Below are 22,852 nucleotides of genomic sequence, written 5' to 3' on the forward strand. Positions count from 1 at the left end.
GGCATGACCGTGCAACCTCGCCGGCACTTTCGCTTCACACCGCTGGCCGGCGGGATCCTGACGAGCCTGATCGTCGCACTGGCACTCTATTTCTATGCGCAACCGGTGTTCGAAACGCAGCGGGAACTGTTCTTCGACAGCCTGACGCAATGGATGCCGTCACCGCAGTCGCCCGACATCGTCGTCGTCGACATCGACCGGGCAGCCTATCAATCCCGGCCGAACGGTGATTGGGACAGGGCGGCAACCGCCGAACTTCTGTCCGGACTGAGCGAGGCAGGCGCCAAGGTCGTTGCCGTCGACTTCGTCTTCAGTTCCGATTGTGCCGTAGAGCTGCCGGGCAATGCAGCGCTTTCGGAGGCAGTCTCGAAACTGCCCGTCGTCCTCGGCTTTCTCATTGCCGATACGCTGCAGGAGCGCCCCCGCCTGGTGCCGCAATTGGCGCTGAGCCGGCCTTTCGCAGCGCCGGAACTCTGGTTCCTCGACGGCGCCGAAACCTCCTGCCCCGCTTTCATGGACCACGCCAAGGCGGCGGCCGCATCGTTTCTCGTTGGCGACGAGGATGCCCGCATCCGCCGGGTGCAGGCATTCGCTATCCTCGGCGAGGAGGCCTATCCGACGCTTGCGATCGAAGCGACGCGGCTGATGATCGGTGCGGGAACGCCGATCCTCGGCGGCGATCCGGCCTGGCTGCGTGTCGACCGGCAAGTCATCACGCTCGACGATACCGGCAGCCTGCGCTTCGTCGCGAGCGACCCTGACGAGATCGCAGCCCGGACGATTTCGGCGGCCGACATTCTCTCAGGGAAAGCAGGCAAAGCCAGGCTCTCGGGCAAACTCGTCTTCATCGGCAGCAGCCTGCCCAACCTCGGCGGCCTCAGGCCAAGCGCCTCGATGCCGCTCGAGCCCTCGGTGCAGATCCACGCCGATATCGCCAATGCAATCGCCACCGGCTTCATTCCGCGGCGTGACGCGCGGCTTCCCGTGATCGAAGCCTTGTTTTCGCTCGCGGCAGGCATCGCCGCCGCCTACGGCGCGGCAAGGCTGCGGCCGATGACATCTGCAGCACTCGGCATCGTCGCGGTTGCCGTCGTCGTCGCAGCGGCTGCCGCCATCTACCGCAGCAGCGGCTGGCTCGTGGATGCGATCAGCATCTCGGTCGCGCTCGCCGCCGTTCTGGCGGTAACGAGCACGCTGCAGTTCGGCCATATCCGGCGGGCGGAGGCGACGGCGCGGGAAAAATTCTCGCAATATCTGCCGCAATCCGTCGTGGCGCGCTACATCGACAATCCAGGTGCTGCCCGGGTTGCGGGCGAGGAACGGGCGGTGACGGCGCTGTTCACCGACATCGAGAGCTTTTCGAGACTTTCGCAAAAACTCGGGCCGCGCGACCTCATCGCCCTGCTCGACATCTATTTCACCGAAGTCAACGGGCTGGTGGCGCAATATGGCGGCATGGTCGACAAGGTGGTCGGCGATGCCGTGCATGCCTTCTTCAACGCGCCGGAGGATCTTACCGATCATGTCGACAAGGCGATCGAATGCGCCAAGGCAATCCATGCGTTGACGGAGGAGATGCGCAGGCGGCCGCAGTTCGCAGCACGGAATTTCGGGCGCACGCGCATCGGCATCGAGACTGGCCAGGCGGTGCTTGGCGAGGTCGGCGCCGGCGGCAAGCTCGACTACACCGCTCATGGCGACGCCATCAACCTTGCAGCGCGACTGCAGGAGGCAAACAAATTTCTCGGCACGGCCATCTGCGTCGGCCCGGCGGCGGCGGCGGAAAGTAGGCAGCCGCTCCGCTCGCTCGGCGAACATGAAATCCGCGGCTTTGGTACGATGGAGCTCTTCACGATCGCCGACCCTGAACAGGTGTAGCGTTCCCTGTATATTTCATACTTGGCGCTGTCGGCGCTATTGCACGCCAACGCTGGCATAGGCTTCGCGGATCCGCGCCTGCCCCCAGTTGACCGGTTCGCTCGGCGCATCGCCCGCCTGCCGGAGCTCGACGCCTTGGCCCGCGCCGACGACGCGCGTTACGCCGGCCCCCTCGACCGAGACGCTGCCATGCTCGACGAAGACGGCGAAGGCGACCCGGCTCGGGCCGCAAAAGAACTTGGTGCCGCGCACACCGATCATGCCGAAGGCGGTCCTGACGGCAACGTCGACCTTGGGCACCCCCTCGGGACGGTCGAACACCATCCGGCCGACGCCGAGCTCCAGCGTACCGCCCTGGCCGGCAATGAAACTATCGACCAGGAGGTCCGTCTCCGCGCCCAGCAGGACGCGGGTGTCGGTACCGAGGGCCAGCGTTGCGAAACTTTCGGCCTCAGTGCGCACATGGTCGTTGTCGAAGATCTGCGCGCCGACAGCGAGCGCCTCTTCCTGCTCGGTCTGCCGACGGCGAACATCGCCGCGGATTTCCGTCGCCTTGCCGATCACCGGGCTCGCCATGGTGGTTGCAACGCCGCCGCCCATGGCCGCCAACAACAGGCCGCCAACGACGACGCGCCTGCTCACCAGCATCTGCCGCATCGGCTTCCGGTCCATCATGGTCCTTCTCCCTGTTAGAGCCTTCGAGCGGCCGACCTTCCCAGAGAATATTCCCGATACCGGGGGAAACAAGCCGAATGCGCGTTGATAGGCTGCTTGCCACACTTTCCCACTTCGCCAGACCCCCGGCAATCCGGCTGTTACCGCCGGAACAGGCGGTGCGGAACCGTCAGGCTAACTTGGCCTCAGGAGACGGGAGAGCACCATGGAAAATCAGCGCAAAACAGGCATTCGTATCTTCAACGGCTTGCTTCTCGCCATCGTCAGCTTCCTGGCGCTTGCGGCGATCGCGCTGCCTCCCGCCCGCGCAGCCGACCTTTCGGCCGCCGACATCTGCGACCGCGAGGCGGGCAGCATCTTCGACCTGCAGCGCAACCACGCCTACCCGGCTGTTGCGACCGAAGACATGAAGATCGGCATTGCGCTTTCGGCCTGCCGCGAGGCCTATAACCAGCATGCCGGCGCGCGCATAGAGTTTCAGCTGGCGCGCGTGCTCGACAAGGCCGGCCAGAAGATCCAGTCGCAGCGCATCCTTGGCGAAGCAGCGGAACATGGCCATGCGCTGGCGATGACCAACCATGCGGTGCTTGTCGGCGAACAGGGCGACATCAAAACCGAATTCGCGCTCAACCAGAAAGCCGCAGCAGCCGGCAACGTCCTTGCCGCCTACAATCTTGGCGTCGCCTACCGCGACGGCATGGGCACCGCCGCCAACGGCAAGCTGGCAATCGAATGGTTCGAGCGGGCTTCGCTCGCCGGCGACGATGTCGCCGCCTTCAACCTTGCGGTCATCCTGGATGAAGGCAAGCTGGTGCCGGAAGACAACGCCAGGGCCGCCACGTTCTATCGGCTCGCCGTCGAGCGCGGCAACGTCGACGCCATGGTCAATCTCGGCCTGATGCTGGAAACCGGCGAAGGCATGACCAAGGACCTACCCGCCGCACGCGCCGTCTTCCACAAGGCTGCGGCCGAGGGCGACGCCTATGCGGGGCGCAAGTTCGCCGAACTCAGCGGAGCCAACAATTTCGAGACGGCCATGCTCGATAAGACGAGCCGCATCAAGTGAGCATTGCGGGCCCGCCCCCAGGGGTCGGCCCGCCTGACGTATCGCCGATGCTCCTCTTGGCTGCGCTCCCCAGGCAATCCCGCCGTATCCTCCAAAACGTGCAAGCAACGCGATCCGCGACCGGCAAATCCCGCCCAAAGATGCAGCTTGACGTGCGGCCGGTCCCGCTACAGCTTGGGCGGGAAAACATCCATCTTCCGGAAATTCCATGACGAAGCTGATCATCTTTACCGACCTGCACATGGTGCCCGAAGGCACGACCATCATCGGCCTCGACCCCTATCAGCGCCTTGCCAACGGCATTGCGCATGTGAACCGCTACCACGCGGATGCCGACCGGGTGATCTTCACCGGCGATCTTGCCCACAATGCCGATCGCGTCTCCTATGAGCGGCTGAAAGGTCTTATCGACCAGCTGATCCCGCCGGCCGCGATCATGGTCGGCAATCACGATCGGCGCGACGTGTTTCTCGACGTCTTTGCCGAAGCGGTGACGGACGACGATGGCTTCGTGCAGCAGGTGATCGACTTTGACGATTGCCGGGCGATCCTGCTCGACACGCTGTTTGCGCCGCCCTACGACTACCCCAACAGCCATGCCGGCCTTCTGTGCCAGAAACGCCTCGCCTGGCTCGATCGTCAGTTGGCCGACGCCGGCGACAAGCCAGTGCTCATCTTCATGCATCATCCGCCGCACGCGACCGGCTTCACCGGCATGGACATGATCCGCCTGGTCAACGAAGTCGAGTTCTATGCGCTGGTGAAGAAACACGGCAATGTGCGCCATATCTTCGCCGGCCACGTCCACAGAACGATCAGTGGCTCGAGCCGCGGCATACCCTTCTCCGTCTTCAAGAGCCCGGTGCACCAGCAGCCGATGCCGTTCGATGCGCCGGATGCCTCGCTTTCGGTCGACGAACCCGCCGCCTACGGCATTGCCGTGGTGACGATGGATGGCGTCCTCGTTCATACCGAGGACTACGAAATCGCCCGCAGAGATGCCGCCGTGGCATGACAGGGCATTTCGGCCGGCTGCCCTTCATGCTAAGTTGGCCCATGACCCAAGCCACCGCCACCGATGAAATCCTCGACTGTCAGAGCTGCGGCGCCTGCTGCGCCTACTCCTCCGACTGGCCGCGATTCTCGATGGAGACGGACGAGGAGCTCGATCTGATACCGGCGGAGTATGTCGCCGCGGATCTCGGCGGCATGCGCTGCGAGGAGAACCGTTGCACGGCCCTTGGCGGCAAGCTCGGCGTGCATGTCTCGTGCAAGATCTACGCGGTCAGGCCGATCGTCTGTCGCACCTGCATGCCCGGTGACGACGAGTGTCTGATGGCGCGCGAACGGCACTTCGGGCAGGCCGCGTAGAACTTAGGATCATCCGGCACTCAAGCTCACCTTCCGCATCCCCATCGGTCTGGCGGCGCTGCGGTAGTGAAACATTCCGAGAATGACGGAATTTGCCGGATGGATGTTCGGCGGCACGACACGTATTTTCTGCCCATGAAATCAGAGGCGCATTGCGCCTTGTCACCGCCTTCCGGAGGACCGCGTTCGATGAGCCAGACCCAGCTTCAAAAATCCAGCCCAAAGGCCGATGCGGCCCCGGCACCCTTTGCCGACTTCGCACCGCCGATCCGTGCGCAGAGCACGCTGCGCCAGGCGATCACCGCCGCCTACCGCCGGCCCGAGACCGAAGCCCTGCCGCCGCTCGTAGAAGCCGCAACGCTGCCGGCCGAGACACAGAAGGCAGCGGCCAGGACCGCCCGCAAACTGATCGAAGCCCTGCGCGCAAAACACAAGGGTTCCGGCGTCGAAGGACTGGTGCACGAATATTCGCTGTCGAGCCAGGAAGGCGTGGCGCTGATGTGCCTGGCCGAGGCGCTGCTGCGCATTCCCGACACCGCGACACGCGACGCGCTGATCCGCGACAAGATCGCCGACGGTGACTGGAAGTCGCATCTGGGTGGCGGCCGCTCGCTGTTCGTCAACGCCGCGACCTGGGGCCTGGTCGTTACCGGCAAGCTGACGTCCACCGTCAACGACCGCAGCCTTTCTGCCGCGCTGACGCGCCTGATCGCCCGCTGCGGCGAACCGGTGATCCGCCGTGGCGTCGACATGGCGATGCGCATGATGGGCGAGCAGTTCGTCACCGGCGAAACCATCGACGAGGCGCTGCGCCGCTCGCGCGCGCTCGAGCAGAAGGGCTTCCGCTACTCCTACGACATGCTGGGCGAAGCCGCGACCACGGCCGCCGACGCCGAGCGCTACTACCAGGATTACGAGACGGCGATCCATGCCATCGGCAAGGCATCGGCCGGACGCGGCATCTATGAAGGTCCCGGCATCTCGATCAAGCTTTCGGCGCTGCATCCGCGCTACGTGCGCGCGCAGTCGGCCCGCGTCATGGACGAGCTTCTGCCGAAGGTGAAGGCACTCGCCGTCATCGCCAAGAAATACGACATCGGCCTCAACATCGATGCCGAGGAAGCCGACCGGCTGGAACTCTCGCTCGATCTGCTCGAAGAGCTTTGCCTCGATAAGGACCTCTCGGGCTGGGACGGCATGGGCTTCGTGGTCCAGGCCTATGGCAAGCGTTGCCCCTTCGTGCTCGACTTCATCATCGACCTCGCCCGTCGCTCCGGCCGCCGCGTCATGGTTCGTCTCGTCAAGGGCGCCTATTGGGACGCCGAGATCAAGCGCGCCCAACTCGATGGCCTCGAAGACTTCCCGGTCTACACCCGCAAGATTTACACCGACGTCTCCTACATCGCCTGCGCCCGCAAGCTGCTGGCGGCAACGGACGTGATCTTCCCGCAGTTTGCCACCCACAACGCCCAGACGCTCGCCACCATCTACGAACTGGCCGGCAAGGACTTCCAGGTCGGCAAGTACGAGTTCCAATGCCTGCACGGCATGGGCGAGCCGCTCTATGACGAGGTCGTCGGCAAGGCCAATCTCGACCGGCCGTGCCGCATCTATGCGCCGGTCGGCACCCACGAGACGCTGCTTGCCTATCTGGTTCGCCGCCTGCTCGAAAACGGCGCCAACTCCTCCTTCGTCAACCGCATCGCCGACCCCAAGGTATCGATCGACGAGCTGGTCGCCGATCCCGTCGACATCGTGCGCGGCATGCCGGTGGTCGGCGCGCCGCATGCGCAGATCGCCCTGCCGGTCGGCCTCTTCGGCGATGCACGTCCGAACTCCGCCGGCCTCGACCTTTCCAACGAGAGCTCGCTCGCATCGCTGACCGAGGCGCTCAAGGCAAGTGCTGCCGTCAACTGGCGCGCGGTTCCGCAGCTGGCAACCGGTCCGGCAGCAGGCGAGTCCCGCCCCGTCGTCAACCCCGGCGACCACCGCGATATCGTCGGCACTGTCACCGAGGCATCGGAAGCGGACGCCCGCCAGGCGGCAAGCCTTGCCTCGAAGGCGGCGTCGAGCTGGTCGGCGGTTTCACCGGCAGAGCGTGCCGCATCCCTGGTGCGTGCCGCCGACATCATGCAGGCCCGCATGCCGACGCTGCTCGGCCTGATCGTGCGTGAAGCCGGCAAGTCGCTGCCGAACGCCATCGCCGAAGTGCGCGAAGCGATCGACTTCCTGCGTTACTATGCCGAACAGACCCGCCGCACCCTTGGCCCTGCCCACAAGGCGCTCGGACCGATCGTCTGCATCAGCCCGTGGAACTTCCCCTTGGCGATCTTCGCCGGCCAGATTGCCGCGGCGCTGGTCGCCGGCAATCCGGTGCTGGCAAAGCCCGCTGAGGAAACCCCGCTGATCGCCGCCGAAGGCGTGCGCATCCTGCACGAAGCCGGCATCCCCGCCGACGCGCTGCAGTTCCTGCCCGGTGACGGCCGCATCGGCGCGGCACTGGTTGCCGCCCCCGAAATCGCCGGTGTCATGTTCACCGGTTCGACCGAAGTCGCACGCCTCATCCAGGCGCAGCTTGCCGACCGGCTGTCGCCGTCCGGCCGGCCGATCCCGCTGATCGCAGAGACCGGTGGCCAGAACGCCATGATCGTCGACAGCTCGGCGCTCGCCGAACAGGTCGTCGGCGACGTGATCGCCTCGGCCTTCGACAGCGCCGGCCAGCGCTGCTCGGCGCTGCGCGTGCTGTGCCTGCAGGAAGATGTCGCCGACCGTATTCTCGCCATGCTCAAGGGCGCACTGCACGAGCTGAAGATCGGCCGTACCGACCGGCTTTCGGTCGATGTCGGTCCGGTTATCACCGCGGAAGCCCAAGGGATCATCGAGAAGCATATCGAAACCATGCGCGGCATGGGCCGCAAGGTGGAACAGATCGGCCTCGCATCTGAAACCGAGCTCGGCACCTTCGTACCGCCGACGATCGTCGAACTCGAAAAGCTCGCCGATCTCAAGCGTGAGGTCTTCGGCCCCGTGCTGCACGTCATCCGCTACCGCCGCGACGACCTCGATCTTTTGATCGACGATATCAACGCGACGGGCTACGGCCTGACCTTCGGCCTGCACACCCGCCTCGACGAAACGATTGCCCATGTCACCGCACGGGTGAAGGCCGGCAACCTCTACGTCAACCGCAACGTCATCGGCGCCGTCGTCGGCGTGCAGCCCTTCGGCGGCCGCGGCCTTTCGGGCACCGGCCCGAAGGCCGGCGGTCCCCTCTATCTCGGCCGTCTCGTTGTCACCGCCCCGGTGCCGCCGCAGCACAGCTCCGTGCACACCGATCCGGCACTGCTCGATTTCGCCAAATGGCTCGACGGCAAGGGTGCCAGGACGGAAGCCGAAGCGGCCCGCACCGCCGGCAGCAATTCGGCACTCGGCCTCATCTCCGAGCTTCCGGGCCCGGTTGGCGAGCGCAATCTCTACGCCCTGCATCAGCGCGGCCGCGTGCTCCTGGTGCCCGCTACCGAAACCGGCCTCTACCACCAGCTCGGCGCAGCACTTGCGACCGGCAACGCCGTCGTCATCGACGCGGCATCGGGCCTGCAGTCCTCGCTGAAGCATCTGCCGGCCAGCGTTTCTGCCCGCCTGTCCTGGTCGAAGAATTGGTCGGCCGACGGTCCGTTTGCCGGCGCGCTGGTCGAAGGCGAAGGCGAGCGCGTCCGCGAGGTCAGCAAGGCGATCGCCGGCTTGCCGGGGCCGCTGGTTCTGGTCCAGGCCGCCTCGACCGGCGAGATCGGCCGCAACCCGGACGCCTATTGCCTCAACTGGCTGCTGGAAGAGGTGTCCACCTCGATCAACACGGCCGCCGCCGGCGGCAATGCCAGCCTGATGGCGATCGGCTGATCGCCGTAAGGCTAACATTGACGACACCTCTCCCCGCACGCGGGGAGAGGGAAACGATCTAGTCCTCCTCATCCCTGTGCTTGTCCCAGGGATCCAGCCGCGCCGTGTCCACGGCGCCAATAAACCGCTCCAGTAAGAATGAGAAAACGACTCTCCCACGGCGCGGACGCACCGTGACTGGATTCCTGTGACAGGCACAGGGATGAGGGTTGAATAACCTGGGATGGCGCCAATCCGCCCAATCCGCTATCAGCGTTGAACAAACGGAAGCAGCGGATGTTCACCCTCAAGCACATCGAAACGGCAACACAGGACGTCAAGAAGAGCCGGTTTCTGGCAATCTGCGCGCCCGTGCCCGACGAGCAGGCGGCGAGGGCCTTCCTCACCGCCCATTCGGACCCGGCGGCCAACCACAACTGCTGGGCCTGGCGCATCGGCCAGGCCTATCGCTTCAACGATGACGGCGAGCCGAGCGGCACTGCGGGCAAACCGATCCTTGCTGCGATCGACGGGCAATCGCTCGATCGCGTCGTCGTCGTGGTCACGCGCTGGTTCGGTGGCATCCTGCTTGGCAGTGGTGGCCTGATGCGCGCCTATGGCGGCACCGCGGCGCTCTGCCTGCGCGCGGCCGAGAAGATCGAAATGATCGAGACGGTGCACGCCACCATTGCCTGCGACTTTGCCGATCTGGCGCTGATCAAGGCCCGTCTTCTGGCCCGTGACGTGACGATCGCCGGTGAAACCTTCACCGACAAGGGGCCGGTGATGACCGTCGACATGCGCAAGGACGAGGCGGACGGCATTTTTGCCATGGTCACCGATCTCAGTCGCGGGCGCGCGGTCATTTCTACCGAAGACTGACGACTTCCCTTTGCAGGTCAAATCATCATAAAAACGACCGACAAACTGAATAACCGACAACAATATCGACGCCAGGGAGATGATCAGCATGAAAACGAGAATTCTGGGCAAGACGGGCGCGACGATTTCCGAGGTCGGCTTCGGCGCGTGGCAGATTGGCGGATCCTGGGGCGACGTCAGCGAAACGGACGGCAAGCGCGCGCTGAATGCAGCACTCGACAGCGGCGTCACCTTCGTCGACACCGCCGACGTCTATGGCGACGGCCGGTCCGAAAAGATCATCGCCGCCGTCCTGAAGGAGCGCGGCGGCGAAAAGCCGTTCGTCGCCACCAAGGCCGGACGCAGGCTGAACCCGCACGTCACCGAAGGTTATACCGGCGCCAATATCGAGGCCTTCATCGATCGCAGCCTCGGCAATCTTGGCGTCGAAACGCTGGATCTCGTGCAGCTTCACTGCCCGCCGACCGAAGTCTATTACCGCCCGGACCTGTTCGGCGCGCTCGACCAGCTCGTCACCAAGGGCAAGATCCGCCATTACGGCGTCTCGGTCGAGAAGGTCGAGGAAGCGCTGAAGGCGATCGAATATCCGGGTGTCGCCACCGTCCAGATCATCTACAACATCTTCCGCCAGCGCCCGCAGGACCTCTTCTTCGCGGAAGCGAAAAAGAAGCATGTCGGCGTCATCGTGCGCGTGCCGCTCGCCTCCGGGCTGCTATCGGGCAAGATCACCCCCGACACGGCGTTTGCCGCCGACGACCATCGCAACTTCAACCGCCATGGCGAAGCCTTCGATGTCGGCGAGACCTTCGCAGGCGTGCCCTTCGAGGCGGCACTGGAAGCCGTCGAGCAGCTTCGCCCGCTGGTGCCCGCAGGCGTGCCGATGGCGCAGTTCGCGCTGCGCTGGATCCTGGAGCAGGAAGCCGTCTCCGTCGTCATCCCCGGCGCCCGCAACGAGGCGCAGGCGCAATCCAATGCGGCTGCCAGCGCGCTGCCTGCCATCGATGGAGAAACCAGGGCCGCCATCGCCGCGCTTTACGCGCGGCTGGTCAAGGTTCATGTTCATCACCGCTGGTAGAATGCATCGCCGCTGCCGACCGGCCTGACCGACGGTGGTTGACACGGCCCTGGCGGGCACACAGACGCGCCAGGGCGGGAGAAGGGACCATGGCCGACCCTTTCATGCTGCAACGATTTGTCGACGCTCAGGAGCGCGTCTATGCGGCGGCGCTCGACGAGTTGCGACGCGGCCGCAAGGAGACCCACTGGATGTGGTTCGTCTTCCCCCAGCTTGCGGGGCTCGGGCATTCGCCAATGGCCGCGCGCTTCGCCGTTTCCGGGCTCGCCGAAACCAGGGCCTACCTCGCCCATCCAATCCTCGGGCCAAGGCTCATCGACTGCACCGAGACCGTCAACGGGATTACGGGGCGTTCGGCACACGAAATCTTCGCAAGCCCTGATGATATGAAGTTCCGCTCGTCGATGACACTGTTTTCGAAGGCGTCAGCCGCGGGCAACGTCTTTGGGCAAGCGCTCGATCTTTATTTCGCGGGGGAAGAGGATCGGCGGACGCTCGATCTGCTCGGCCGGTCTTCGTCAGGATGACAGGCAGGCGCTCGGTGGCGGCAGGCGCCACGGGCGTTCGGTTTGCGGGTCCCGGTTACACGCCGTGCGCAGCGCTCGCGAGGAAGAACAGGATCACGAAAGCGCAGACGGAAAGCCCGGCAACGATCACCAGCAGCTCTTTCATCATGTAACGATACATCGGGCGCCTCCTTTCCATCAGCCGTACGGCTCTTTTTATATGGGAATCGGACCGGCCGTTTTTCAGTCGCAGGCTTCAAAAGATCGTGAGGATGCCCTCCCCTTTTCCGGCCGCCGCAGACGCCTCCGGATGCTTTCGTCCGCCCCTCATCAGGCGCAACGCAAGTAAGCAACCTCTACGTTATATTATACTAATACATAGATTTATCACAACCGTTCTTGCGGCTCACCGAGGCACATCATGGTCGGATGGAACGGCGAGCCAGTCCCTGTTTTTTGAGTCGCAACGCAAGTGTGGCGCCGACGAAGAAGCCTCGCAAACATAGCCGGATCTTCAATCAACCGAATCGGGCGCGCGTGCGCTTGTGGCCGCAGGCTCGTCGTTGACTTCGCAGGTGATGAGAGGAGAATGTCCCTTTATGCGTCACAACGTGAGACGAAGGGCGCCAACTATGACTATCGCAAGGAAACTTCAGGACTATATCGACGGCGAAGGGGTCGCCTACGACACCGTCGCCCATCATCGTACAGCGACAACCAGCCAGTCGGCGCGAGCTGCGCATATCCCGGGCAGCAGACTGGCCAAGTCAGTCGTCGTACACCACGAAATGGGGTACGTCCTCGCCGTTGTTCCGAGCACGCACCGGATCGAGCTCTCCACATTGCAGAGTGTTATGAACAAGCGCCTTGGCCTCGCCTCGGAGGAGGAGGTCAGTTCGCTTTTCGCCGATTGCGACATTGGCGCGGTGCCGCCGATCGGATCAGCCTACGATGTGCCGATGATCCTCGACGAAAGCCTCGGCGACGCCAGCGACGTCTATTTCGAAGGCGGCGACCACAAAACACTGGTGCATGTCACCGGGCCTAACTTTCGCAGCCTGATGAAGGATGCGCAGGTCGCTCGCTTCAGCCACCTACCGTAGACGCGACGATCCTGCATCGTGCGCCTCGCAGCGGTCGACGCGGAGTGGTGCCTGCGGGGGGCCCAGAGAGCGTGTTGGAAGCCACGCCTTCACCTGCGATCTTTAAAGTTCACGGAGGACTGAAAGACTGGCACAGAAGAACGCACCAAAACATAGGTGGGAACGTCTAGGGAATGCTGAGGAATGTGCCTTCAGTTAAGGCTTTGAAATTGTTGGCGCACCCGAAGAGATTCGAACTCCTGACCCCCAGATTCGTAGTCTGGTGCTCTATCCAGCTGAGCTACGGGTGCGTTCCGAAGCGGCGAACCGCTTGCGTGGCGATCCTCTAAAACGTCCTTCCGGGGATTGCAAGCGCCTTTCCCGAAAAAAGTTTCATTTTTACGACGGAAAGGTCTGAAGCTGTGGATTGGCAAGGCGAAATCGGCGTCCGATATCGCCCGCAAACCCCTTCAATGGCGGGCTTTTGAGCGAAACGCATCGAGCGGTACCGGGCGATCCGGTAATTCTATGCGAAAAAGCGTTCCCGGCGTCGGCTTCTCGACCAGAGCGATCGTTCCACCATGGGCGAGCACCAGTTCGCGCGCAATCGCCAGGCCAAGGCCGGTGCCGCCGGAGCGTGCCGAGCCGCGGAAGGCGGCAAAAAGGTTCTCGCGCGCCTTCGGCGGCATGCCTGGGCCGGTATCGTCGACGGAAATGGTGACGACGCTGCCCATGCGCATCGCCGAAACGCTGACGACGCGTGGCCGGCCGTCCCCGGCCTCGTGATTCGTCAGGGCCTGGACGGCGTTGCGGCAGATATTGTGCACCACCCGGAACAATTGCTCGCTGTCGGCATCGACCTCAAGGTCGTCCTGCACCTGAATCTGGAACTCGATGCCGGATTGCGGATCGATCGAAAGCAGCTCGGCGACATCGGAGACCAGCGGCCTGAGTGCGACGAAACGGCGGTGCGGCTCGGCCTCGGTCGTGCGGCCGTAGGAGAGAACCTCGCGGGTATAGCCGACGGCCCGATCGATCGCCCGCAGCAGCGTCGGCGCGAAGCGCTTGACGACGGGATCGTCGACATCGGCGAGACGGTCGGAGATCAGCTGCGCGGACGACAGGATGTTGCGCATGTCGTGGTTGATCTTCGACACCGCCAGGCCAAGCTCGGCAAGACTCTTCTGCTGCTTCAGCGTCTTCTGCAGCTCGCGCTGCATGCTGGCCAGATGCTGGCCGGCGACCGCCAGTTCGTCACGCCCTTCCGGCGGAACGAGCACACGCGCCGGATTGGAGGGATCGTCGGAGAATTCCTGCATGCTCGCCGTCATCCGCCGGATCGGCACGATCAGCATCCGGTTGATGGCAAGAAAGATCAGGGTCGCGGTAATCAGCGAGATGATGATCGACAGGAAGAACACGTTGCGGGAATAGACGAGCATCGCCTTGTGCAGGCTGGCGTCCGCCATGACCAGTTCGATCACCGCGTCGCTTTCACCGAGCGGCCCATAGACGCGCACCACCCGGTCGCCACCGAAGAGCAGCGTATCGAACGCATCGCGGATCGCGGCAAAGGCAGTGAAATTGGCAGTGTCGTATTCGCCGTCGATCTCGGAGGGCATGTCGGCGGCGGCGATCATCCGCGAGGCATCCTTGCGGCGAATGACGATCGCCTTGGTGCCCGTCGCCATCAGTGTGTCATCCTGCACGTTGCGCGGCAGCTCGACATTCTGCAGGCCGTCGACGACGACGGCAGCGGCAGCGACGGTGTTCAACCGATCCTGCAGCCAGCGGATGCGCATGTTGGCAACCGAGGGCACAAAGATCAGTACCTCGGCCAGCATGACGAAAACGATCGTCAAAAGCAGCAGCTTGCCCGAAAGCCCGCGGAAGAAGCCCGCTGCGGCTCGCGGCGCTTCACTCACCGTCGTCGGCTGCGCCCCTTCGCTCATCGTCCCGAAAATTCCCTGTCCGTCAGCCGAAATACCGCAAGGCCCTGATGGCGGACCGTACGACGGCAGTCTTCGCCAAGGGCGCATAATAGGAGATGACCGCCTGTTTTCCAATCTCGGAAAGGGTCGGATAGGGTGCGACATAGCCGCGAACCTGCTTGAGCGTCATGCCGTTGGCGACCGCAAGCGACCACATGTTGATCAGCTCCCCTGCGCTGGCGGCGGCAATGCCGACACCGAGGATGCGTCCACGGCGGCCGACGACGATCTTGATCAGGCCCGCCTCGATCCCGTCGGTGCGGGCGCGATCGCTCGTGGCAAGATCGGTCCTGATGATGTCGACGGCGCCGAATTTTTGCCGCGCCTCGGCCTCGCTCAATCCGACCTCGGCGATTTCCGGATCGGTATAGGTGACCCTCGGCACGATCGCCCTGTTTTCGCGCGCCGGCAGCCGAAACAGCATCTGCTGCAGCACGAGCCGTGCATGGTAGCTCGCCACATGCGTGAACTGCAGTCCGCCTGCAGCATCGCCGATCGCGTAGACCCGGCGATTGCTGGTCCTGAGATCCGGCCCGACCTCGATGCCCTTGTCGCTGTAGTCCACACCGGCCGCAGCAAGGCCGAGGGATGCATGGTTCGGACGACGGCCTGCTGCAATCAGGAGATCGCTGCCTTCAACTTGGAAAGCGCCGCTTCCGTTTTCGCACCGCAGAATGATCCGGCTACCGACGTGTTCGGCCGCCAGGATCGTCGTTGCCTCGTGCAGGACCACGCCCTCGTGCCGAAGCGCGGCAATGGCGATCGAGGCCAGCTCCGGATCGGCGTCCAAAAGCGCCCGTCGGCTTTCGATGACGGTGACGTCGGCACCGAGCCGGCGATGGGCCTGCGCCATCTCGATGCCGATCGGTCCCGCACCGACAATGACCAAATGAGCCGGAAGCCGGGTCAGATCGAACAGGGTCTCGTTGGTCAGGAACGGCACGGTTTCCAGGCCCGGAATGGGAGGGACGGCAGGCGAGGAGCCGGTGGCGATGACGAAACGCCGGGCACGGATAAGGTGATCGCCGGCAGCAACGGTGTTCTCATCGACGAACCGGGCGGAGGACTGCAGCACCTCGACGCCGAGCTCGGTAAAGCGCTCGACGCTGTCGTGCGGCGCGATGCCGGCGATGACCGCCTGGATGCGGGCATGAAGGCGCTTGTAATCGACGACGGGCTCGCTTGCGGTCAGGCCGAACCCACCCGCCATGCGGATCGCCTGCGCGTGCCTGGCGGCGGCGATCAGCGTCTTCGACGGCACGCATCCATGGTTCAGGCAATCGCCGCCCATCAGCCCGCGCTCGATCAGCACCACGGGAACGCCGAAGGCAGCGGCGCCCGCCGCCACGGAAAGTCCGGCGGCACCGCCACCGATCACGCAGATATCCGGATTAATGACCTTCGCCACGCCTGCCCCACGCCCGTCAAACAGCCTTGCGGCGCGACCATACTCGCTTGAAGACGAGTGGCAATGCCGCAATGAGCGCAAGTGCCACAAGCGCCAAAGTCAACTTCGGCGTGGCGAAATCCGAGAATGACAGCTCGCGACCGGCAGCGGTCGAGCGGGCAATCACCTCGTCGAGCCCGCCGCCGAGCCAGGCATAGGCGAAGGTGGCGGGAATGATGCCGATCAAGGTTGCCATCGCGAACGTCCTCAATCTCACCTCGAAAAAAGCCGGCGCGATGTTGACGATGAAGAAGGGAAAGACCGGCGCCAGCCGCAGGACGAGAAGATAGAGAAACGCATTGCGGCAGAACCCATCGGAAAAACGCGCGAGAAACGGCCCGGCGCGCCGCCGCAAGAGATCACCGAACACGCTGCGGGCCGCCAGAAACAACAGGCATGAGCCGAGCGTCGCGGCAGCAACGACGAGAAGACCGCCACCGGCATACCCGAAGAGAAAGCCGGCAAAGATCGTCAGAACCGAGGCGGCTGGGACCGAGAAGGCAACCACCGCGACATAGACGAGGAAAAACAGACCGGCCGCCTGAAGCGGATAGGCTTCGACATAGAGGCGCAACGCCTCGCGGTGATGGACGAGTGCGCTCAGCGAGAGATAACGCTGAAGACCGAAGGCGTAGGCGGCAAAACCGCCGGCGACAAGCAGGGCCAACAGCACCAGGCGCCACGCGATCTTGCCGCGGTCTTCGGGCGAGCCCCCGTCAAGCGCCTGCGGCGGCGTTGGGCGGGCATCCCCGGCTCTGTTGATGGCGCTTCGGTGCATGTGATTTCGTTTCTTGGAAAACTCTGTCCTTGCAGTATCGGGAATCCATACCGGGCACCAATAACGAATGGTCGCGTCGCAAAACGTCAGCGTGAACGGACCGACAAGACAACTCACGTTGCCGTGACACAACAGTCGCGGCGGCGGCACCCCTGCCTTGATCGCAGTTTTTCCAGGGAAAACGCCCGCGGAGACGTCAGTCGTCCGCGGGCGTCAATGGTTGCGATCCGTCAAACCGGTCGGATCAGAACTCTTCCCAGTTGTCCCTGGCGACGGCAGCCGAGGATCCGCCGCTGAAGGCGCGGGCGACGTTGCCCATCATCCGGCGCGCGGGCGATTCCACCGGACGGCTGGTTTCCCTGGCCGGCGCAATCGTGCGCGCCGCCGCAGCGCCATCGAGCTTGAAGTAGGCGATCAGGCTCGCCAGGTTGTTGGCTTCCGCCGACAGCTTGTGGGTCGCGGCATTGGCCTCTTCCACCATGGCGGCGTTCTGCTGAGTGACCTGGTCCATCTGGTTGACGGCGGTGCTGACTTCGCCGAGACCGGTCGACTGCTCGCGCGCAGCCGTGGCGATCGAGTGGATATGATCGTTGATCTTGAGCACGCGCTCCTCGATCTCGCCAAGCGCCGAGCCGGTCTCCTGCACGAGCCGGACGCCGGTTGCGACTTCCGAGCCAGACTTCGAGATCAGGGCCTTGATGTCCTTGGCGGCACTCGCCGCCCGCTGGGCCAGCTCGCGCACTTCCTGGGCGACGACGGCAAAGCCCTTGCCGGCATCACCGGCACGCGCCGCCTCGACGCCGGCGTTGAGCGCCAGCAGGTTGGTCTGGAAGGCGATCTCGTCGATGACGTTGGTGATCTGGCCGATCTCGCTCGATGCCTGCTCGATCCGGCCCATCGCCTCGACCGCATTGCGCACGACAGCGGCGGATTCGGCAGCGCTTTCCTTGGCTTCGTTGACCATCACGGTCGCTTCCTGCGCCCGCTCGGTCGAGCTCCTGACGGCCACGGTAATCTCGTCGAGAGCGGCGGACGTCTCTTCAAGGGCGGCGGCCTGCTGCTCGGTGCGCTTCGACAGATCATCGGCGGCAGAGCGAAGCTCGGACGAATTGCCGTTGATCGAGTCCGTGGTGACACGCACTTCGCGCAGCGTCTTCTGCAAGGTCGACAACGTTTCGTTGACGTTCTTCTGCAGCTCGGCGAAGGCGCCCTGGAAATGACCGTTCATGCTCTGTGTCAGGTCGCCGCCAGCAAGGCTGGCGATGACGCGGCGCGTTTCGGCAATGCCGGCATCGACGCTGCCGACAAGTTCGTTGACGCTCGACGCAAAGCGGTTGAGATCGTCGTTCTCGTAATCCTTGCCGATGCGCTTGGTGAAGTCGCCGGCGGCCGCAGCCGAGACGACGACACCGATGCTCGTCTGCAGATCGGCGCTCTTTTCGCGCAGCGCCGCTTCCTGGGCGTTGAGATCGCGAACGGCAAGGCCGTTCTGCTTGAAGATCTGCACAGCCGCAGCCATTTCGCCGATTTCGTCCTTGCGATCGGCAAAGGGCACGTCGGCGGAAAGGTCGCCGCCGGCCAGCAGCTTCATCTTGCCGGTGAGGTCGAGGATCGGCCGGCTCAGATGGTTGGTGCCGATGTAGAAGGCGGTGCCGATACCAACGGCAAGCCCGAGCCCGGCGATGCCGAGAATGATGACGATGACCGAACGCTCGAACGAGGCGATGTCAGCCTTGACGGTCTCGAGCGTTGCAAGGTTGGCTTCGACGACGGCGTCGATCTCGGCCTGGAACGCCTTGCGGTTGGCGCGGTTGGCATCGGTGTTGCCCTGTTCGTTGGCCGCCTTCGGAGAAACCTCCTGGCCGAGACGCGCTGTTTCGACGCGGAACGTCTTGAACTCCTCGGCGCGCTTGGTCAGCGCATCGAACGAGGCGAGCGTTTCGGCCGGCACGAGCGGGCGCCATTCCTTGAACAGCGTATCGATCTTTTCGAGGTTCTTCAGAATGCCCTCTGCAAAGGGCTTTGCTTTTTCGATGGTCGGCGCTGCGTAAATCCCGCGCGCTTCCATGACGACGCCGGTCACCAGTCGATTGAGGTGCTCGCCGTTGAAGGCGCGCTCCGAAGCGTTCTGATACTGATGGAACCGATTGTTGTATTGAGAAACGACCAGCAGCGACATGCCTGTCACCGCGATCGCCAGGAGGCTCATCACCCCGACGATCAGATTGATCTTACCACGTATTTTCATCCCTGCCTCCACGACACCGCAAGACTTGTCCGGTTATCGGAAGGGTCGCGGCCTCATTGCACCACAGCCACGCTAAAATATGCATGGTTAATAAAGATCGCCGTGGACAGCCGGCATTCTGGGGAGTGCCGGTTAGCGCTCTGTTTACCAGTCTGAGATAGCGGGTTGCGCGTGCGAAATCGGCCTGCCACGGAGAACGGGATCCGATCACTTTTGCCCATCGAACGGGCCGCATGATTGACTTTCCGGGAAATTTGCCTTTATAAGCCGCCCACGTCCGGCCAAGCCTGCCTGCCCGACAGGCGGAGCTATGTCTGGAACGTAAACGCTCCTTGCTACAGGCAAACCCAAGAAGGGCCGCACACCGCGGTATTAAAATAAATGAAGCGTACTTACCAACCGTCCAAGCTTGTTCGCAAGCGCCGTCACGGCTTCCGTGCACGCATGTCCACCAAGGGTGGCCAGAAGGTCCTCGCAGCCCGCCGGGCTCGTGGCCGCAAGCGTCTTTCGGCTTAAGCCGAAGTTGCCCGAAACCAGTGTCCGGGCACATGACGTCAGATAAAGACAAAACGACTGTCGGGCGGCTGAAAAGCCGTCCGCAGTTTTTGGCCGTTCGGGCAGGAGAAAGCCGTAGAGGCCCGCTGTTTCTCCTCGAAGTGCTCGACCGCAACGATCCGGAGGGCGAAGCCCGCGTCGGCTTCACCGTTACCAAGAAACACGGCAATGCCGTCGAGCGAAACCGGATGCGCCGACGCCTGAAAGAGGCGGTGCGGCTTTCCGCCGGGTTTGCAATGAAACCCGGACACGACTATGTGATTGTCGCGCGACGCGATCTCCTGAATGCCCCCTTTCACGCCTTGACCCGGGGGCTTGGCGAGCGCATCGAAAACAAGCCGAAACAGAAGCGGCCGCCGGCCGGTTCCAGGAAACAATGATGGAAAAAAACCGCAACTATTTCGTGGCGATTGGCCTGTCCGTGCTGATCCTCGTCGCCTGGCAGTTCCTTTACGTCAATCCGAAGATGGAAAAGGAACGCATCGCTGCGGAAGCGCTGCAGGCCCAGCAGGCTCAGCAGGCCCAATCGCAGCCGGGTACAACGGCCCAGCAGCCGGCGACCGGTCAGGCCCTGCCTGGCGGCACAGTTCCGGGAACGGGCGAAAACCGCGACCAGGCGCTGGCGAAGTCGGCCCGCGTTGCAATCGACACCCCGGCGGTTTCCGGTTCCATCAACCTGACCGGCGCACGCTTCGACGACCTCAAGCTCAAGGCCTACCACGAGACCGTCAGCAAGCAGAGCCCGATCATCACCCTGTTCAGCCCGGCCGAGACCACCGACGGCTACTTCACCGAAATCGGCTATGTCGGCGATGCGGCAAGCGGCAGCGTGCCCGGCCCGCAGACCGTCTGGACGCTTTCGGGCGGCGACAAGCTGACGCCTTCGACCCCGGTGACCCTCAGCTACACCAACGACAAGGGCATCACCTTCAACCGGACGATCTCGGTCGACGAACGCTACATGTTCCAGGTGGTCGACAGCATCAAGAACGGTACGACTGAGCCGGTGTCGCTGTCGTCCTACGGCCGCGTGACGCGCTTCAACAAGCCGACGACGCCGAGCGTCTACGTTCTGCATGAAGGCTTCATCGGCGTCATCGGCGATCATGGCCTGCAGGAAGTCGGCTACTCGAAGATCGAGGACGATAAGGCGATCGAGCCGGGCAAGGCGACCGGCGGCTGGCTCGGCATCACCGATAAATATTGGGCTGCAGCGGTCGTTCCGCCGCAGGCAACGCCTTACGAGACCCGCTTCTCGCACTTCACCGACGGCCGCGCCCGCTACCAGAGCGACTACAAGAGCGACGCAATCACGATTGCGGCCGGTCAGTCCTCGGAACTCAAGAACCTCGTTTTTGCCGGCGCCAAGGAAGTTCCCGTCGTCGACAACTATGAAGCCGCCTATTCTATCCCCAACTTCGACAAGCTGATCGACTGGGGCTGGTTCTACTTCATCACCAAGCCGATGTTCAAAATGATGGATTACTTCTTCCGTCTGTTCGGCAATTTCGGCATCGCCATCCTGACGACCACGATCGTCGTCAAGCTTCTGTTCTTCCCGCTCGCCAACAAGCAATACGCTTCGATGGCGAACATGAAGAAGGTTCAGCCGAAGATGGAAGAACTGAAGAAGAAGTTCGGCGACGACCGCATGGGCCTGCAGCAGGCGATGATGCAGCTCTACAAGGAAGAGAAGATCAACCCGCTCGCCGGCTGCTGGCCGATCCTCATCCAGATCCCGGTGTTCTTTGCGCTCTACAAGGTGATCTACATCACCATCGAGATGCGGCACGCGCCGTTCTTCGGCTGGATCCACGACCTGTCTGCGCCGGATCCGACGACGCTCTTCAACCTCTTCGGCCTCCTGCCGTTCGACGCACCGTCCTTCCTGCATCTCGGCGTCTGGCCGATCATCATGGGCGTCACCATGTTCGTGCAGATGCGCATGAACCCGACGCCTCCGGATCCGACCCAGGCGATGCTGTTTACCTGGATGCCCGTGGTCTTCACCTTCATGCTGGCATCGTTCCCGGCTGGTCTGGTGATCTACTGGGCCTGGAACAACACGCTTTCGGTGCTGCAGCAGTCGATCATCATGAAGCGCCAGGGCGTGAAGATCGAACTGTTCGACAATCTGAAGAACCTGTTCTCGAAGAAACCCAAGCCGGCGGAGTGACGCCGGCAAACCAAGCCTTCAAAAGGCCCCGGACCTTAAAGGTCCGGGGCCTTTTTGTTCGTCCCGCTGTTCTCATCGGCGAACGGCTGCCCCGGTAAATCCGGCCGGTTCGTTAGCTGCGCCGTGCCGAAAGCTTGACATCGCCGGCCAAAACCGTGAAGCCAAGGCCAATCTTGACGAAGGAATGAAGACCGATGGCCGACACAAAGACAAAAGACGACAAGCCGCTGTTCGGCCGGCCGTGGATTTTCATTCGCGGCGTCCCGGCGATGAAGTTCCTGCCGCCGGAAGGGCCGACCGAAATCGCCTTCGCGGGCCGCTCCAATGTCGGCAAGTCGTCACTGATCAATGCGCTGGTCGGCCAAAGGGGACTGGCGCGCACATCCAACACCCCCGGACGCACTCAGGAACTCAACTATTTCGTGCCCGACGGCTATTCCGGCGAAGCGGGCGACCTGCCGCCGATGGCGCTGGTCGACATGCCCGGCTACGGCTATGCCCAGGCACCGAAGGAGCAGGTGGATGCCTGGACCAAGCTGGTGTTCGACTACCTGCGCGGCCGCGCGACGCTGAAGCGCGTCTATGTGCTGATCGACTCCCGCCACGGCATCAAGAAGAACGACGAGGACGTGCTGTCGCTGCTCGACAAGGCAGCCGTCTCCTACCAGATCATCCTGACCAAGACGGACAAGATCAAGGCCGCCGGCGTGCCGCGGCTGGTTGCCGAGACGCTCGAGAAGATCAAGAAGCATCCCGCCGCGTTTCCCGAGGTGCTGTCGACCTCGTCGGAGAAGGGTGAAGGCATCGACGAGCTTCGCGCGACGATCGAGCTTGCGCTTTCGCGCTGAGAGCGACAATCGCCCTCCTGCATAATTCCTTAAATCGGAATCGATTTAAGGCGAAAATTATGCGGCACGGTTAAAGCGTTAGGTACATTCTATTTTCAAGTGCGACATGCCAATGATTTCAATGGCTTCCCCTTGGAGATTTTGGAATGTCCCGACGCTATTCGCAGCTGAATCGGGCCGATCGCCGCCGCCTCTTCCACTTTGTCGAACGTAAACTGCCGATCAAAGAAATGGCGCGCCAACTCGGTCGTCATCGATCGACGATCTATCGTGAGATCCGACGCAACACATTCCACGATCGCGAGCTGCCCGACTATAGCGGTTACTTCCCAACAGTTGCTGACGACATCCGCAAAGAGCGGCGACAGCGTTTGAGGAAGCTTGTGCGGCACCGGCAA

General features: G+C 63.3%; 19 protein-coding genes, 1 tRNA gene and 1 pseudogene. 15 read left to right on the forward strand and 6 right to left on the reverse strand.

Going from position 1 to position 22,852, the window contains the following annotated elements; translation table 11 throughout:
- The first annotated feature begins 3 nt into the window (after positions 1–3).
- Entirely contained in the window at positions 4–1,878 is a 1,875-nt protein-coding gene (locus tag BC360_RS06550; RefSeq protein ID WP_065794656.1) for a CHASE2 domain-containing protein, read from the forward strand.
- Between the two features lie 36 nt (positions 1,879–1,914).
- Here the strand turns inward: BC360_RS06550 and BC360_RS06555 are convergent, their stop codons facing one another.
- The gene (locus tag BC360_RS06555; protein WP_065794666.1) at positions 1,915–2,535 is read right to left on the reverse strand and encodes a FecR domain-containing protein; all 621 of its coding nucleotides are present in this window, start codon (positions 2,533–2,535) and stop codon (positions 1,915–1,917) included.
- 223 nt (positions 2,536–2,758) lie between these two features.
- On the opposite strand from BC360_RS06555, the pseudogene BC360_RS33015 reads away from it, so the two are divergent.
- The 9 genes and pseudogenes from BC360_RS33015 to BC360_RS06595 form a co-directional block, all read left to right on the forward strand.
- A pseudogene (locus BC360_RS33015) lies at positions 2,759–3,304 on the forward strand (sel1 repeat family protein); the annotation flags it as partial.
- Positions 3,281–3,619, forward strand: a complete 339-nt coding sequence (locus tag BC360_RS33020) for a tetratricopeptide repeat protein (protein ID WP_320416823.1) — start codon at positions 3,281–3,283, stop codon at positions 3,617–3,619. The pseudogene BC360_RS33015 and the gene BC360_RS33020, both read left to right, overlap by 24 nt.
- Before the next feature lie 208 nt (positions 3,620–3,827).
- Positions 3,828–4,634: a phosphodiesterase gene (locus BC360_RS06565; RefSeq protein ID WP_065781420.1), complete on the forward strand. Its 807-nt coding sequence runs from the start codon at positions 3,828–3,830 to the stop codon at positions 4,632–4,634.
- Between the two features lie 41 nt (positions 4,635–4,675).
- Positions 4,676–4,990: a YkgJ family cysteine cluster protein gene (locus BC360_RS06570; protein WP_053248941.1), complete on the forward strand. Its 315-nt coding sequence runs from the start codon at positions 4,676–4,678 to the stop codon at positions 4,988–4,990.
- Positions 4,991–5,179: 189 nt separating this feature from the next.
- Positions 5,180–8,887, forward strand: a complete 3,708-nt coding sequence (gene putA, locus BC360_RS06575) for a trifunctional transcriptional regulator/proline dehydrogenase/L-glutamate gamma-semialdehyde dehydrogenase (RefSeq protein ID WP_065794657.1) — start codon at positions 5,180–5,182, stop codon at positions 8,885–8,887.
- Positions 8,888–9,163: 276 nt separating this feature from the next.
- A complete protein-coding gene (locus BC360_RS06580; protein WP_065781422.1) occupies positions 9,164–9,748 on the forward strand; it encodes an IMPACT family protein in 585 nt (194 codons plus the stop codon).
- 88 nt (positions 9,749–9,836) lie between these two features.
- Complete coding sequence (locus BC360_RS06585) at positions 9,837–10,823, forward strand: aldo/keto reductase (protein ID WP_065794667.1); 987 nt, start codon at positions 9,837–9,839, stop codon at positions 10,821–10,823.
- A gap of 89 nt (positions 10,824–10,912) precedes the next feature.
- The gene (locus tag BC360_RS06590) at positions 10,913–11,350 is read left to right on the forward strand and encodes a DUF1810 domain-containing protein (RefSeq protein WP_065794658.1); all 438 of its coding nucleotides are present in this window, start codon (positions 10,913–10,915) and stop codon (positions 11,348–11,350) included.
- A 611-nt stretch (positions 11,351–11,961) separates the two neighbouring features.
- Entirely contained in the window at positions 11,962–12,432 is a 471-nt protein-coding gene (locus BC360_RS06595; RefSeq protein WP_065783325.1) for an aminoacyl-tRNA deacylase, read from the forward strand.
- Positions 12,433–12,645: 213 nt separating this feature from the next.
- Here the strand turns inward: BC360_RS06595 and BC360_RS06600 are convergent.
- The 5 genes from BC360_RS06600 to BC360_RS06620 all read right to left on the reverse strand — a co-directional run bounded on the left by BC360_RS06600 (position 12,646) and on the right by BC360_RS06620 (position 18,875).
- A tRNA-Arg gene (locus BC360_RS06600) sits at positions 12,646–12,722 on the reverse strand.
- Positions 12,723–12,881: 159 nt separating this feature from the next.
- Positions 12,882–14,363, reverse strand: coding sequence for a sensor histidine kinase (locus tag BC360_RS06605; protein ID WP_065783324.1), 1,482 nt, complete (start codon positions 14,361–14,363; stop codon positions 12,882–12,884).
- A gap of 22 nt (positions 14,364–14,385) precedes the next feature.
- Positions 14,386–15,810: a dihydrolipoyl dehydrogenase family protein gene (locus BC360_RS06610; protein ID WP_065794659.1), complete on the reverse strand. Its 1,425-nt coding sequence runs from the start codon at positions 15,808–15,810 to the stop codon at positions 14,386–14,388.
- A 16-nt stretch (positions 15,811–15,826) separates the two neighbouring features.
- Entirely contained in the window at positions 15,827–16,627 is an 801-nt protein-coding gene (locus BC360_RS06615) for a TVP38/TMEM64 family protein (protein ID WP_065783322.1), read from the reverse strand.
- Positions 16,628–16,871: 244 nt separating this feature from the next.
- Positions 16,872–18,875 carry a methyl-accepting chemotaxis protein gene (locus BC360_RS06620; protein WP_065783321.1) on the reverse strand — a complete coding sequence of 668 codons (2,004 nt, stop codon included), beginning with the start codon at positions 18,873–18,875 and terminating at the stop codon, positions 16,872–16,874.
- A 381-nt stretch (positions 18,876–19,256) separates the two neighbouring features.
- Between BC360_RS06620 and rpmH the strand changes: the two genes are divergently transcribed.
- From rpmH to BC360_RS30590, 5 genes are all read left to right on the forward strand, one after another.
- Complete coding sequence (gene rpmH / locus BC360_RS30585; RefSeq protein WP_012706673.1) at positions 19,257–19,391, forward strand: 50S ribosomal protein L34; 135 nt, start codon at positions 19,257–19,259, stop codon at positions 19,389–19,391.
- Between the two features lie 20 nt (positions 19,392–19,411).
- A complete protein-coding gene (rnpA, locus tag BC360_RS06625; RefSeq protein WP_065783320.1) occupies positions 19,412–19,810 on the forward strand; it encodes a ribonuclease P protein component in 399 nt (132 codons plus the stop codon).
- Positions 19,810–21,606, forward strand: coding sequence for a membrane protein insertase YidC (gene yidC, locus BC360_RS06630; RefSeq protein WP_065783319.1), 1,797 nt, complete (start codon positions 19,810–19,812; stop codon positions 21,604–21,606). Before rnpA ends, yidC begins: the two co-directional genes overlap by 1 nt.
- A gap of 194 nt (positions 21,607–21,800) precedes the next feature.
- Positions 21,801–22,454: a ribosome biogenesis GTP-binding protein YihA/YsxC gene (yihA, locus tag BC360_RS06635; protein ID WP_065783318.1), complete on the forward strand. Its 654-nt coding sequence runs from the start codon at positions 21,801–21,803 to the stop codon at positions 22,452–22,454.
- A 146-nt stretch (positions 22,455–22,600) separates the two neighbouring features.
- The coding region (locus BC360_RS30590; RefSeq protein ID WP_139109939.1) for a helix-turn-helix domain-containing protein at positions 22,601–22,852 on the forward strand (252 nt) is incomplete at its 3' end.

Origin of the sequence: Ensifer sp. LC163 (genome assembly GCF_001695855.1) — a bacterium.
In the GTDB taxonomy this organism is placed as follows: Bacteria; Pseudomonadota; Alphaproteobacteria; order Rhizobiales; family Rhizobiaceae; genus Ensifer.